A 13,110-nucleotide genomic window follows, 5' to 3' on the forward strand; every position below is an offset into this window, starting at 1 on the left:
CGGTACGTTGAGCGATCGCCGGAAAGGGCAGAGTAGAGTCAGACGTTAAACAGGAAGTTCATTACGTCGCCATCCTTCACGATGTAATCTTTGCCTTCCGCACGCATTTTCCCTGCCTCTTTTGCTCCCTGTTCGCCTTTATAGGTAATAAAATCGTCGAAGGCGATGGTCTGGGCGCGAATAAAACCTTTCTCGAAGTCGGTGTGAATTTTACCGGCGGCCTGGGGCGCGGTCGCGCCAACCGGAATGGTCCACGCGCGAACCTCTTTTACGCCTGCGGTGAAGTAGGTCTGCAGGTTCAGCAGACGGTAGCCTGCGCGGATAACGCGGTTCAGGCCCGGCTCTTCCAGCCCCAGCTCCTGCATAAACTCGTCGCGCTCTTCGTCATCCAGCTCCGCGATATCGGCTTCCACCGCGGCGCATACCGGCACCACCACGGAACCCTCTCTGGCGGCGATTTCCCGCACCTGATCCAGGTAAGGGTTATTTTCAAAGCCGTCTTCGTTAACGTTGGCGATATACATGGTTGGCTTCAGGGTCAGGAAGCTCAGATAGCGGATTGCCGCTTTATCTTCATCGCTCAGATCCAGCGAACGCAGCATACCGGCTTCCGCCAGGTGCGGCAGGCACTTTTCCAGCGCCGCCAGTTCGGCCTTCGCGTCTTTATCGCCGCCTTTGGCCTTTTTAGAAATACGGTGAATAGCGCGTTCACAGGTGTCGAGATCCGCCAGCGCCAGCTCGGTGTTAATGACGTCAATATCTTCCGCCGGGTTTACCTTGCCGGAAACGTGAATAATATTGTCGTTCTCAAAGCAGCGTACCACGTGGCCGATCGCTTCGGTTTCACGGATGTTGGTCAGGAACTGGTTACCGAGGCCTTCGCCTTTGGATGCGCCTTTTACCAGGCCTGCGATATCAACAAACTCCATGGTGGTGGGAAGCGTGCGCTGTGGCTTGACAATTTCCGCCAGCTGGTCGAGGCGCGGATCGGGCATCGGCACCACGCCGGTATTCGGTTCGATGGTGCAGAACGGGAAGTTTGCCGCTTCAATACCGGCTTTGGTCAGCGCGTTGAACAGGGTGGATTTCCCGACGTTGGGTAAACCAACGATACCGCATTTGAATCCCATGATGTAAATCACCTTAATATCTTGATAATCAACCTGTTACATAAAACAGATTGTAGAAATGGAAAGAGCTTCGCTCATTATACACGGCGCTCGCTAAAAATGTCGCCTGCGGCCGCTTATTGTGCCTTAAAGGCGTGTAGTCGACTGGTCGCCTTCGCTAAGCCATCCTTAAACCACAGCTCGGTACAGCGCGCCGCTTCGTCAATGGCTTCATCGATCAGCTTCTGCTCGCTGACCGGCGGCTTGCCCAGCACAAAGCCGACAACCTTGTTTTTATCGCCGGGATGGCCGATTCCCAGGCGTAAGCGGTGAAAGTTCGGGTTATTGCCGAGCCGGCTGATGATATCTTTCAGGCCGTTGTGCCCGCCGTGCCCGCCGCCACATTTGAATTTGGCGACGCCGGGGAGGAGGTCCAGCTCGTCGTGCGCCACCAGGATCTCATCGGGCGCGATACGATAAAAAGCCGCCAGCGCGCTGACCGCTTTACCGCTCAGATTCATAAAGGTGGTCGGCACCAGCAGACGGACGTCGTTGCCGGCGATCGACGCTCTTGAGGTGTAGCCATAGAACTTTGGCTCTTCGCGCAGCGGGGCACCCAGCCGCTCCGCCAGCAGGTCAACGTACCACGCTCCGGCATTGTGCCGCGTTGCGGCGTACTCTGCGCCGGGGTTCGCCAGGCCGACAATCAATTTAATCGTCACGTCTTTTTATCCTGAGTATGTCCATAACCGGCGCGTAGTTTACTGTCTGCGGCGGCGATTGACAAAAAAGAGCGACGCCGGACGCCGGGTGAGAAGGTAATTGCCATAGGTAATTATTAAAAATGTAAATGTCTCAGTCGCTTATTTGTAAAGTTTTGTTGAAAAAAGAGTTGTAACTGTGATCGCTGACGCACTCCTGATCCAGGCGACGCCTATACTTCCCTTATAAGGACCAGGGGTTTTCTTTGAAAGAGCCGAAGTGCCGGAGGTGATATATGAAACGCAAAAACGCTTCTTTACTCGGTAACGTGCTGATGGGCGTAGGGCTGGTGGTGATGGTGGGTGGCGTAGGATATTCCATCTTAAACCAGCTGCCGCAGCTTCACCTGCCGCAGTTTTTCGCTCACGGCGCGGTGCTGAGTATTTTCGTTGGGGCCATTCTCTGGCTGGCGGGTGCCCGGGTTGGCGGCCATGAGCAGATCTGCGATCGCTACTGGTGGGTACGCCACTACGATAAGCGCTGCCGCCGCAACGGCGGCCCGCATCACGGCTGAGCCTCTCGACGGTAGCCTGCCGCCGGCCCCGCCGTTTATGGGCGTGAGCGCCGCTTCATCCTGCGTAAAGTCCCAAGCAGCACCAGCATGACGGCCAGATAGCCCATCACGTACGCTCCCTGCCGTTTCCGTGACGTCAGATCCGGGTCGGCCGCCCAGGCCAGAAAGGCGGTGACGTCTCTGGCGTATTGCGCCTCGGTCTGTGCGATGTCCGGCGCTGCCTGCCAGACGATTTCGCCGTCCGTAAACGGCTTCGGCATATTAATCACGCCGCCGGGAAAGTAGCGGTTGGCCTTCATTTCCGGATCGTCGTTTTGATACCCGGTCAGCAGGGCAAAAACATAATCCGCTCCCCGATCGGTATAGGGCAGAAAAGCGTCAAACAGGAACTGCGGAAATCCCCGATCGTAACCGCGGGCGCGGACGATGTAGCTGAGATCGACGGGCAGAGCGCCGTTGTTCAGATACTTCGCCTCCCGATCGTTAAGATAGGGCGAGATAAAGCTGTCGTTCAGCGCGCCTTCCCGCTCGCCGGGCTGTCCATCTTCCTGAAGGTCGGGAAAGACGTAGCCGCTGGCCAGCCGCTTTGCCTCCTCTTCACTCAGCTCCGGGCCGCCGGGTCTGGTCAGGCTCCTGAAGGTGAGATACTTCATGCCGTGGCAGGCCCGGCACTTCTCTTCATACACCTGCAGGCCGCGCCGCAGCTGTGCTTTATCATATCCTCCGCTGATTCCGCTAAAGCTCCACTCCTGTCGCGGCGGCGTGGCCTCTTTGCCGCAGGCTGAACCCAGGGTGCAGAAAGTGAGCAACAGCACGCCATATTTCAGTAAATGTTGTCTCATCATCACTCCTGCTTTTCCAGAAAGCGGCGGCAGGGCAGCACCAGCAAAAACCAGGCGAAGTAGATCAGCGTGGAAAGCTGTGAAGCCGCGCGGATCCAGCCCTCCTCATTGCTGAAGCCGTCCGTCAGATCGGGGCCTACCAGCGCTTTCGACCCCAGCCAGCCCAGGAAGCAGGCGTTAAGCACCCATATCCAGAAACCGCATTTGACCAGCCTGCTGTAGTGGCGAAAGCGGGCGCGCGAAGTATCCAGCCAGGGCAGAAAGTAGAAAACCAGCACCGAGCCGCACATGGCGGTCAGCCCGACAAGCTCGTTGGGAAAGCAGCGCAGGATGGAGAAGAAGGGCAGAAAATACCACTCCGGGGCGACAACGGCTGGCGTAACCGTGGGATCGGCCGGAATAAAGTTGTCGGCGCTGCTCAGGTAGTGCGGGGCGAAAAACAGAAACCAGGCAAACAGCATTAAAAACAGGGTCGTTTTGATAACGTCAAGATCGGTAATCTGGTAATCGAATAACAGCCTTCGGCAGCTCTTCTCGCTGAAGGTTTTTTTCATCGCCTGGGCAAACGCCGACTGCACGGTACGGATATGGAACAGCGTGGCGACCACAATCACGAAGGGAAGGAGAAAGTGGAGCACGTAAAAACGACCGAGCATCGGCGTGCCTGGCGCATAGCCGCCTACCAGAAAGGCGTACAGCGTGTCGCCTGCCCAGGGAATGGCACGGGCGAAGCTGGCGATTACCGTCGCCGCCCAGTAGCTCTTTTGCCCCCATACCAGGCTGTAGCCGAGAAAAGCGACGACCATCAGCAGCACGTACAGCGTGACGCTGATGAACCACATTTTGACGTATGGCCTGCGGTAAACGCTGTAGTACATGCCGCGAAAAATATGCAGATAGCAGGCGAAGAAAAACAGCGAAGCGCCGATAGCGTGCATATTGCGCAGCAGCTCGCCGTGGTTAACCGCGCGCATAATATGAATGATTGAATCAAAGGCCAGCTCCTGCGTCGGCACGTAAAACATCGCCAGGATGATGCCGCTGAGGATCTGTACGCCAAGCATCACCAGCAGGATCGCGCCAATGGCGAAGATCCACAGCCCGGCAACCGAGCGGGGAAAGGGGATGCGCCACCCCAGGGCGCGCGCGCGCTTGGTGCTCATCTCAGGCTTCCTTCGCGCCAATGCGCACGCTCAGGCCGTCGGGATGAAAGGCGTGGTCGGGGATCGCCAGATTGGCGGTCGCCGGCCCGCGCGTGACGCGCCCGGAGGTGTCGAATTCAGAGCCGTGACAGGGGCAGATCCAGCCCTGGCCGCCCGGCCGGGCGTTTGGCACGCAGCCGGCGTGTGGACAATAGCCCTGCACAATCAGCCACTGGGGATATTGTGCGGAAACCCGTTCGCTGTCAGCCTGAGGAGCGATCAGCGCGCTGCCGTCGGCGCGCCGGGCGGCGGCGATCTCCTCCGGCGTGCGATGGTGGATCAGGATCAGTTTGCCCTGCCAGATGCGTCTGATGGTCTGCCCGGCGGCGACCCCCGCCAGCGAAACGTCGAGCGGCGCGCTCTCTCCGACGGTTTTTTCATCCGGGCCAAGGGCGGAAATCAGCGGCCAGGCGGCCGTGGCGACGCCGGCGGCACCGACAAACTTTGTCAGTTTGCACAGGCATTCCCGGCGCTGCTCCTGAATGCGGTCTTTGTTATCCTCCACCGCTGCGTGCTCCTTTATTGTTGATCGATGCGTGAATAGATAGCCTGGAAGCGCTTATTGGCGACTCCCGGTGCCTTAAAGGCGCGATAGCTGTCGGGCAGCGTGGCGTCGCCGACCTTAATCAGCATTACCATCCCCTGGGCATAGTGCGGCGTACACTTGATGCCGTAGAATCCGGCCTTGTCATACTTCACCTCAATCTCTTCATCGATTTTACCGACGAACCCCTGATAGCCCGCGGGCGACAGCTCGGCGATCGAGGCGGCGTTGTGGCTTCTGTGCTTACGGATAAACTTCACCGAATCGCCGGGCTGGATCTCCAGATAATCTGGCTCATAGACCATCGGCCCTGCGCTGCCGCGGTTCTTCATCAGCACCTCGTGAGTCTGGGCAAAAGCGGTGGCGGTGAGGGCGAGCAGGCACAGCGCCTGCAGACTCTGTTTAAGGTATTTCATAGATTCTTCCTTAGGGTTCATCGGGTCTCTGATAACGAATAAAACAGCCCGCGCCGTCCGGCTCGCGCTCGACGATAGCGTCAATGTCGAACCAGGCGCGCAGATTCTCGCGCGTAAACACGGCGTCGGGAGGCCCCTGCATCTCCGTACGTCCAGCTTTCATCACGATAATCCGATCGCAGAACATTGCGGCGTGATTCAGATCGTGCAGGGCGGCCACCACCGTGAGCTTTTCACGCTTCACAAGGCTGAGCAGGCTAATCTGATGCTGAATATCAAGATGGTTGGTTGGCTCATCCATCAGCAGCAGCTGCGGCTGCTGCGCCAGCGCCCTGGCGATGTGCAGGCGCTGCTTCTCACCGCCGGAAAAGGTATGCCAGCAGCGGTGCTGCAGCGGCTGGAGATCGACCTTCTCCAGCATGGACTGGACGATGGCGTCATCCTTTTCTGACCAGGGCGTCAGCAGGCTCAGCCAGGGCGTGCGCCCCAGCGAAACGGCCTGGCGGGCGGTCAGGCGCTCGCTGGTCTCCGCCTGCTGTTCAACCAGCGCCATCCGCTGCGCCAGGTGGCGTCGCGAATAATGATGCAGCGCCTTTTTCTGCAGAATGACGCTGCCGGCGGTGGGTTTCAGCAGCCCGGCCAGCAGAGAAATAAGCGATGTCTTGCCCGAACCGTTGGGGCCAATGATACCAACGAATTCGCCGGGTGCCACGCTGAGCGAGACGTCATTGACGATCGGTTTGCCCTTCACCTGCCAGCACAGGCCCTGAGCCTGAAGAACGGCGGCGTCGGTGGCGGCGGGGGAGCGAGCGGGATTCAGGGTCATTTGGCCTGGTTTCCTCTAATCAGAATAAGCGAAAACGCCGGGGCACCGACCAGCGCGGTGATCACGCCGATTGGCAGAACCTGCCCCGGCAGCAGCGTGCGGGAGATAACGTCGGCGAGGATCAGGAAAATTGCACCGGCCAGCGCGCTAACCGGCAGCAGGCGATGGTGCTGATTGCCCACCAGCATCCGTGCCGCGTGCGGCACAACCAGGCCAACAAAGCCAATTGCGCCAACCACGGAGACCATAATCGCCGTCATACAGGTCACCGCGGCGATAAGCATCGTGCGGGTTCGCCTGACCGGAATGCCCAGTGACGCCGCCGATTCCGCGCCGAAGGAGAAGGCGTCGAGATGGCGGGCGTAGCAGAAGCAGATCGCCACGCCGATCAGAACGGTGGGAACCGCCAGCGCCACGTCGGGCCAGCGTACGCCGCTCAGGTTACCCAGCAGCCAGAACATGATGCCGCGCGCCTGCTCGGCGTTGGCGGAGCGGGTAATAATCAGTGCGGTAAGGGCATTGAACAGCTGGGAGCTGGCGATCCCGGCGAGGATAATCTGGGTGGTGAGGCCGCCGCCCTGGCGTCCTCCCGCCGCCATCGCCAGCAGGACGACCAGCAGAAATGCCGTCAGCGCGCCGATGAACGCGCCGAACGACATGCTGACAATCCCCGCGCCCAGCCCGGTAAGCGCAACCAGCACCGCGCCGGTGGAGGCCCCCGCAGAGATGCCCAGCAGATAGGGTTCCGCCAGGGCGTTGCGCAGCAGCGACTGCAGCACCACCCCCGACACGGCCAGGCAGGCACCGCAGCAGGCGGAGACCAGCGCCCGGGTCAGGCGGTAGTTCCAGACGATCCCGGCGTCGAGGGCATCCACCGGATAGTGGGCGTCAAACAGGCGGTTGGCCAGCGTGTGCAGCACGTGCCGCCAGGGAATGACGGTTTCGCCGATAGCGATCCCCGCCAGCAAAACACAGCCTAACAGCGCGGTAACCCAAAGCGTATGGCCGCCGGTTCTCAGCGCGAGCTGAGCCACGGCGCGCCGCGTCCTGCATAAGTCGCTCATCTTTTACCTGTGTTTATGGGGTGAGTCACGCGCGCCGGGCCGGGAAGGGCCAGACGCGCGGCGAAAATTACTGCGACGCCTGCGGACGGGCCAGGCCATATTCGACCAGCGCGTCGGCGAGCTTTTCCACGCCGTCGATGGTGCGCAGCCCGGCGTTCATCGTCTGCACGTCAACCACCGGCAGGCGGCCCTTCTGCACGGCGGGCAGCAGCCGGGTAACCGGATCCGAGCGCAGATAATCTTTTTTCACCTGCCAGTCGTCGGCCGGGAAGCGGCGGCGGCTCATTTCGCCCAGCACGATAAGCGTCGGGGCGGATTTGGCGATGGTCTCCCAGCCGACCGTCGGCCACTCTTCGGCGGAATCAATGACGTTCCTGATGCCCAGGGTCTGGGCGATCCACGCGGCGGGGCCGAATCTGCCGGCAACGTAGGGATCGAGCTGCAGATCGGCGCTGGAGAACCAGAAGACAGCGGAAACGTTTTTATCCGCCCCGGCAATCTTGTTTCTTGCCGCCGCCTCCCGCGCCTTCAGGCTGGCGATCAGCGCCTCCCCCCGCTCCTGAACATCGAAAATGGCGGCGAGGTCGGCCACCTCCTGGTACACCAGCCCGATATCAAACATGCTCTTACGCACGCCGTCGATGCTGTCTTCGTTATCCTTCGCGCAGTCGGCGGGGGCGGTGTAGACCGGAACGTTAAGTTCCCGGAACTGCTCATAGGTGGCGACGGTGCCGGCGGGGCCGATTTGCCACTCAAACTGGCTGGCGACCAGATCCGGCTTTTTAGCAATAATGCCCTCGAAGCTGGGAATATCCTGGGCAATCAGGGGCACCTTGTCGTTGGCGGCCTTCCAGGCCTTTGCAACCGGGCCGAACCACAGCGAGGTGCCGACCACGCGATCCGCCAGCCCCAGCGCGTAGAGGATTTCGGTGCTGTTTTGCCCCACCGTCGCCACCCGGGCAGGGGGCTGGCTGAAGGTCAACGCGCGGCCGCAGTTGTTAATCGTCAGGGGATAGTGGGTTTTCGCCGCGCCTGAGAAGCCGGAGACCAGCAGCAGCGCGGTGCCCAGCAGCGCGCTTCTGGCGAAAAGAGAGGTAAAGTTAATGTGCATTATCATCGTCCCGTTGATGCCGGAATCGGAGCTTCCGGCCATGCCTTATTGCAGTCCCTGTAGCGGCAGAATCAGGATGTCTGGTGACCCGGCGCGATGAAATTTAGCCCCGGCGGCGGGCATCGCCGTGTGCCGGTCACGTTCACCGGCGCGGGCCATTAGTCAGCCTGCCCGGCACTTTATCGCCTGTGTCAGATAATCACCCCAATGTTCCGCCCGCCCATCTGGTGGAATACAGCCCTGACAGCCAACCTTCCGCCAGAATACTCTCCCCTGCCGTTTTATTGCGGGAAGCGCCATGATCCTGCTTTTAAACGATAAAATAGCGCCTGCGGAAAAGCTGTCGGAGGCGACTGTATCGGCATTTATCCACTAGGTCAACCGGCTGGAATAGCGAAGATGGTGGAGGATGTCTTTGATTTTTTTAGCTACTTATCAAAAACTTATGCCGGTTTTATCGGCCATCTATAGCCAGTTGGCAACGGCGGCAAAAAAGCTAAATGAGAATCAATTGACTTTGATCAACTAATCTCTCCGCTGAAAAAAACGGCGGCGCAAAGCCATTATGCTGCCGGAAACGCCAGCCCCTGGTCCGGTGTTCCCCTGGCAAAACGCGACAGAGCGGCCCGCTATCCTCCGCCTCTGGTCAGGAGTGGGTTAAGCGGGCCGGGAAGGGCGCGGCACGGCAAAAATTACCGCGGCACCGGCGGACGGGCCAGGCCGTATTCGACCAGCGCGTCGGCGAGTTTTTCCACGCCGTCGATGGTGCGCAGCCCGGCGTTCATCGTCTGTGCGTCAATCACCGGCAGGCGATCCTTCTGTACCGCCGGCAGCAGCCGGGTGACCGGATCGGCGCGCAGGTAATCCTTTTTCACCCGCCAGTCGTCGGCCGGGAAGTGGCGGCGGCTCATTTCGCCCAGCACAATAAGCGTCGGGTCGGATTTGGCGATGGTCTCCCAGCCGACCGCCGGCCACTCTTCGGCGGAATCAATGACGTTCCTGATGCCCAGGGTCTGGGCGATCCACGCGGCGGGGCCGAACCTGCCGGCAACGTAGGGAGCGAGCTGTAGATCGGCGCTGGAGAACCAGAAGACGGCGGAGACGTTTTTACCCGCGCTGGCGATCTTGTCTCTTGCCGCCGCCTCCCGCGCCTTCAGGCTGGCGATCAGCGCGTCGCCCCGTTCCTGAACGTCGAAAATGGCGGCAAGGTCGGCCACCTCCTGGTACACCAGCCCGATATCAAACATGCCTTTGCGTACGCCGTCGCCGCCATCCTGATTATCTTTTGCGCAGTCGGCGGGGGCGGTGTAGACCGGGATACCCAGCTCGCTGAACTGTTCATAAGAGGCGACCGCGCCTGCCGGGCCGATGTGCCACTCAAACTGGTTGGCGACCAGATCCGGCTTTTTAGCAATAATGCCCTCAAGGCTGGGAAAGTCCCGGGCAATCAGGGGCACTTTGTCGTTGGCGGCCTTCCAGGCCTTTGCAACCGGGCCGAACCACAGCGAGGTGCCGACCACGCGATCGGCCAGCCCCAGCGCGTAGAGGATCTCGGTGCTGTTTTGCCCCACCGTCGCCACCCGGGCAGGGGGCTGGCTGAAGGTCAACGCGCGACCGCAGTTGTTAATCGTCAGGGGATAGTGGGTTTTCGCCGCGCCTGAGAAGCCGGAGACCAGCAGCAGCGCGGCACCCAGAAGCGTTTTTTTAGCGAATAAAGAGGTAAAGTTAACGTGCATTATCATCGTCCCGTTGCTGCCGGAATCTGAACTTCCGGCCATACCTTATTGCGGTTCCTGTAGCGGAACGGCCATGATGAGCGATGATATTGCATTGTGAAAGTTAACGATGGCCCGCGACAAACAATCTGCATCTCAGATTGCGGATTGGGCAAGGCCCGGTATTTCACTACCGTCTGTGTCAGACATATCATCTCATGGACCCTCCCGCCCATTTAATGGTTTACAGCCTCGACAGCAGGTCTCCTGACTCGCGGTAATCAGATTATTAGCCTTCCCATAAAGCGCTGCTTTACAGTGGCCTGCGGCAAATTTGCCGCACGAGAATAATTCTGTATCCGCCTACAGTTGCGGGGGCAGTTATGGCTTTGGAATTTATCCACACCATATTCCGGATCAATACCTGAAAGAGGTACTGAAATGCTGTCGCCGGGGACTGTAGCGGTATTTATTAATCCGATCAATAAAAGGGTTTAAAAGTATTGACGGCGGATCGATTTTTTATTTATCCCCGCCGCCCCTGGGGACGCGGCCGTTTCCGACGAGATCCGGGAACGCTATTTTGCGGGCAACGACTTTTCCATATGCACCAGCTGCCAGTCGTCGTGCATCTCCATAACGACCTGAAAATCATTATCCAGCCAGAAGCGATAGCCGCCGGGCAGGAAATGGTGGGTATGCAGATAGAGCATGGTATAACCCTGGCGCTGGCAGAACTCCCCGGCAGCCGCCAGCATCCGGCGGCCGATGCCCTGTCGACGATACTCCCTGTCAACGTAGCAGCGGCAAATTTCCGCCGTTGTCGCCGGGGTATAGCGTCCGCGCAGCTCGGTGATGCGGTCATCGTAGCGGCAGGCAGCCAGGGTGGCGACCAGCTCCCGCTCGCCGTTCCAGGCGCAGAGCAGCAGATTCTCCGGCCGCTGGATAAACTGCTGCCGCAGCCGGAAAACGTCCTCGTCGGCGGCAGGGGTAGCTCTCCCGGCCCGGAAGAATGCGTTCAGGTGGCTAACCAGAAATAACTGCACCGCAGGAATATCCTCGCGGGATAGCTCGCGCAGCGTAACGGTGTTCATAGCGTGGTGCTCCTGAGGGAAAGCGAACGGAGAGCATAACAAGCTGGGCAAAGAAAAGCAGCCGCTGCCGGTTATCAGGGCCGGCAGCGGCGGCAGGTCACAGATCCGCGAGCGCCGCCTCGCGGTTGGGGAAGAAGGCCAGGCGTCCCGGAATCGGCTTCACGCCCGCGCGCGCCATCGTGCGCAGCGGCTGGAACTCAAGGTTGCTGACGCGCAGCTCGCAGCCTTCCGGCAGGCGTTTGACAAAGCGCTGGAAGGCGTCGAGGCCGCCGGCGTCCAGCACCGGCACGGCGTCCCACTTCAGCACCAGGATACGTTTGCCCGCCAGCCGCGTCTCCAGATCGTTAAACAGCCCTTCGGCCGCGGCGAAGAACAGAGGGCCGATGACGCGCAGTACCAGCACGTCGTCCGGAACCTCGACGTTGACCGCCGCCAGGCGGGTCATCCGCGCAATGCGGCGCATAAACAGCAGGGAGGCCAGAACGATCCCGACGCTGATGGCGATCACCATATCAAACAGCACCGTCAGCGACATACATATCAGCATGACGATAATGTCATCCTTCGGCGCCTGGCGCAGCAGGTTGACCACCTTGTGCGCCTCGCTCATATTCCATGCCACCATCAGCAGCAGCGCGGCCATCGCCGACAGCGGCAGCCAGGAGAGCAGCGGCGCGAGAATAAGCAGGGCGAGGATCACCAGCAGCGCATGAATGACCGCCGAAATGGGGGAGGTGGCCCCGGCGCGCACGTTGGCCGCCGAGCGGGCGATGGCGGCGGTGGCGGTAATGCCGCCAAAGAACGGTGCCACGAGGTTGCCTATCCCCTGGCCCACCAGCTCGCTGTTGGCCTTATGTTTGGTGCCGGTCATACCGTCGAGCACCACGGCGCACAGCAGGGATTCAATCGCCCCGAGCATCGCCATCGAAAACGCCGCCGGCAGCAGGGTGCGCAGGGAGCGCCAGCTCAGGGAGAAATCGGAGCCGGGCATATTCCACGGCAGCACCAGCTGCGGCAGGAGCTGCGGAATGCCGTTGCCCCGGGTGCCGTCCGCCAGAATATAGTGGAACTGGGAGCCGATGGTGGCGACGCTGCCGCCCAGCAGGTTGACGATGCCCATCACCGCGCAGCCCGCCAGCAGCGCCGGAAGGTGGCCCGGCAGGCGAATGCCCAGCCGCGGCCAGAAGATCAGCACGCCCAGGGTCACGATGCCGATGGCGGCGTCGCCGGGGTTGACGGTCGGCAGCGCCATAAACAGCGCGCCCACCTTCTGCAGATAATGTTCCGGAACCTGGGCCAGCTGCAGGCCGAGAAAATCCTTGATCTGCATGGTGCCGATGGTAATGCCGATCCCGGAGGTAAAACCCAGGGTGACCGAGACGGGAATGTACTCGATCAGGCGGCCAAAGCGGGCCAGGCCAAAGAGAATCAAAAACACGCCGGACAGCAGGGTGGCGACCAGCAGTCCGGCCAGCCCGAACTGCTGCGAAACCGGATAGAGGATCACCACGAACGCCGCGGTCGGCCCGGAGACGCTAAAGCGCGAGCCGCCGGTCAGGGCGATGACGATCCCGGCGACCGCCGAGGTGTAAAGGCCGTACTGCGGCGCAACGCCGCTGCCAATCGCCAGCGCCATCGCCAGCGGAATGGCGATGATCCCGACGGTGATCCCGGCGATAACGTCACGCATAAAGCGCGAGGCGGTATATTTTTCTTTCCAACAGGCGTCGATGAGGGCGCGGAAAGGCAACACATGTGAGGAAAATAAGTTGTTCACAATAATGTTTTATCCATGAGCGCATCATCTGTCATGTCAATGGCAGGTGAAGGAGGCACCAAATGTATATACCCGGCATACTATAGGCTGCATGTGCGTTGGCTTCGGGTTACTCGTCTTATCCATGAGACTCG

General features: G+C 60.2%; 13 protein-coding genes and 1 riboswitch. Of the genes, 1 reads left to right on the forward strand and 12 read right to left on the reverse strand.

The window, feature by feature from the left end; genetic code table 11:
• Positions 1–38: 38 nt before the first annotated feature.
• Both ychF and pth read right to left on the reverse strand, forming a co-directional pair.
• Positions 39–1,130, reverse strand: coding sequence for a redox-regulated ATPase YchF (gene ychF, locus GJV78_RS08370; RefSeq protein WP_155107903.1), 1,092 nt, complete (start codon positions 1,128–1,130; stop codon positions 39–41).
• Positions 1,131–1,246: 116 nt separating this feature from the next.
• A complete protein-coding gene (pth, locus tag GJV78_RS08375) occupies positions 1,247–1,831 on the reverse strand; it encodes an aminoacyl-tRNA hydrolase (protein ID WP_167519460.1) in 585 nt (194 codons plus the stop codon).
• A gap of 275 nt (positions 1,832–2,106) precedes the next feature.
• Here pth and ychH point away from each other — a divergent pair, with 275 nt between their 5' ends.
• Positions 2,107–2,385 (forward strand): stress-induced protein YchH, encoded by a 279-nt coding sequence (ychH, locus tag GJV78_RS08380; protein ID WP_155107904.1) that lies wholly within the window; start codon positions 2,107–2,109, stop codon positions 2,383–2,385.
• A gap of 35 nt (positions 2,386–2,420) precedes the next feature.
• Here ychH and GJV78_RS08385 read toward each other — a convergent pair whose 3' ends face one another.
• The 10 genes from GJV78_RS08385 to dauA all read right to left on the reverse strand — a co-directional run bounded on the left by GJV78_RS08385 (position 2,421) and on the right by dauA (position 12,976).
• Positions 2,421–3,227, reverse strand: coding sequence for a cytochrome c1 (locus GJV78_RS08385; RefSeq protein ID WP_155107999.1), 807 nt, complete (start codon positions 3,225–3,227; stop codon positions 2,421–2,423).
• Positions 3,228–3,229: 2 nt separating this feature from the next.
• Positions 3,230–4,390: a cytochrome b gene (locus tag GJV78_RS08390; protein ID WP_155107905.1), complete on the reverse strand. Its 1,161-nt coding sequence runs from the start codon at positions 4,388–4,390 to the stop codon at positions 3,230–3,232.
• Position 4,391: 1 nt separating this feature from the next.
• Positions 4,392–4,934 (reverse strand): ubiquinol-cytochrome c reductase iron-sulfur subunit, encoded by a 543-nt coding sequence (gene petA, locus GJV78_RS08395; protein WP_167519461.1) that lies wholly within the window; start codon positions 4,932–4,934, stop codon positions 4,392–4,394.
• Between the two features lie 14 nt (positions 4,935–4,948).
• A complete protein-coding gene (locus GJV78_RS08400) occupies positions 4,949–5,389 on the reverse strand; it encodes a pseudoazurin (RefSeq protein WP_155107906.1) in 441 nt (146 codons plus the stop codon).
• 10 nt (positions 5,390–5,399) lie between these two features.
• Positions 5,400–6,215, reverse strand: a complete 816-nt coding sequence (locus GJV78_RS08405; RefSeq protein ID WP_155107907.1) for an ABC transporter ATP-binding protein — start codon at positions 6,213–6,215, stop codon at positions 5,400–5,402.
• A complete protein-coding gene (locus tag GJV78_RS08410; protein ID WP_155107908.1) occupies positions 6,212–7,279 on the reverse strand; it encodes a FecCD family ABC transporter permease in 1,068 nt (355 codons plus the stop codon). Before GJV78_RS08410 ends, GJV78_RS08405 begins: the two co-directional genes overlap by 4 nt.
• Before the next feature lie 67 nt (positions 7,280–7,346).
• Positions 7,347–8,390, reverse strand: coding sequence for an ABC transporter substrate-binding protein (locus tag GJV78_RS08415; RefSeq protein WP_155108001.1), 1,044 nt, complete (start codon positions 8,388–8,390; stop codon positions 7,347–7,349).
• A 692-nt stretch (positions 8,391–9,082) separates the two neighbouring features.
• Complete coding sequence (locus tag GJV78_RS08420; protein WP_230979104.1) at positions 9,083–10,168, reverse strand: ABC transporter substrate-binding protein; 1,086 nt, start codon at positions 10,166–10,168, stop codon at positions 9,083–9,085.
• 177 nt (positions 10,169–10,345) lie between these two features.
• Positions 10,346–10,569: riboswitch (cobalamin riboswitch) on the reverse strand.
• 114 nt (positions 10,570–10,683) lie between these two features.
• Positions 10,684–11,199: a GNAT family N-acetyltransferase gene (locus GJV78_RS08425; protein ID WP_155107909.1), complete on the reverse strand. Its 516-nt coding sequence runs from the start codon at positions 11,197–11,199 to the stop codon at positions 10,684–10,686.
• 97 nt (positions 11,200–11,296) lie between these two features.
• On the reverse strand, positions 11,297–12,976 hold the full coding sequence (gene dauA, locus GJV78_RS08430) for a C4-dicarboxylic acid transporter DauA (RefSeq protein ID WP_167519462.1): 1,680 nt from the start codon (positions 12,974–12,976) through the stop codon (positions 11,297–11,299).
• Positions 12,977–13,110: the final 134 nt, after the last annotated feature.

This window comes from Intestinirhabdus alba, assembly GCF_009711095.1.
Taxonomy (GTDB): domain Bacteria; phylum Pseudomonadota; class Gammaproteobacteria; order Enterobacterales; family Enterobacteriaceae; genus Intestinirhabdus; species Intestinirhabdus alba.

What these genes read in the sequence shown, in the direction of transcription:
- GJV78_RS08385 (WP_155107999.1), bottom strand. Translation starts at nt 3,227, where the DNA reads ATGAGACAACATTTACTGAAATATGGCGTGCTGTTGCTCACTTTCTGC.
- ychH (WP_155107904.1), top strand. Translation starts at nt 2,107, where the DNA reads ATGAAACGCAAAAACGCTTCTTTACTCGGTAACGTGCTGATGGGCGTA.
- GJV78_RS08400 (WP_155107906.1), bottom strand. Translation starts at nt 5,389, where the DNA reads ATGAAATACCTTAAACAGAGTCTGCAGGCGCTGTGCCTGCTCGCCCTC.
- GJV78_RS08425 (WP_155107909.1), bottom strand. Translation starts at nt 11,199, where the DNA reads ATGAACACCGTTACGCTGCGCGAGCTATCCCGCGAGGATATTCCTGCG.
- GJV78_RS08405 (WP_155107907.1), bottom strand. Translation starts at nt 6,215, where the DNA reads ATGACCCTGAATCCCGCTCGCTCCCCCGCCGCCACCGACGCCGCCGTT.
- GJV78_RS08420 (WP_230979104.1), bottom strand. Translation starts at nt 10,168, where the DNA reads ATGGCCGGAAGTTCAGATTCCGGCAGCAACGGGACGATGATAATGCAC.
- GJV78_RS08390 (WP_155107905.1), bottom strand. Translation starts at nt 4,390, where the DNA reads ATGAGCACCAAGCGCGCGCGCGCCCTGGGGTGGCGCATCCCCTTTCCC.
- GJV78_RS08410 (WP_155107908.1), bottom strand. Translation starts at nt 7,279, where the DNA reads ATGAGCGACTTATGCAGGACGCGGCGCGCCGTGGCTCAGCTCGCGCTG.
- ychF (WP_155107903.1), bottom strand. Translation starts at nt 1,130, where the DNA reads ATGGGATTCAAATGCGGTATCGTTGGTTTACCCAACGTCGGGAAATCC.
- GJV78_RS08415 (WP_155108001.1), bottom strand. Translation starts at nt 8,390, where the DNA reads ATGCACATTAACTTTACCTCTCTTTTCGCCAGAAGCGCGCTGCTGGGC.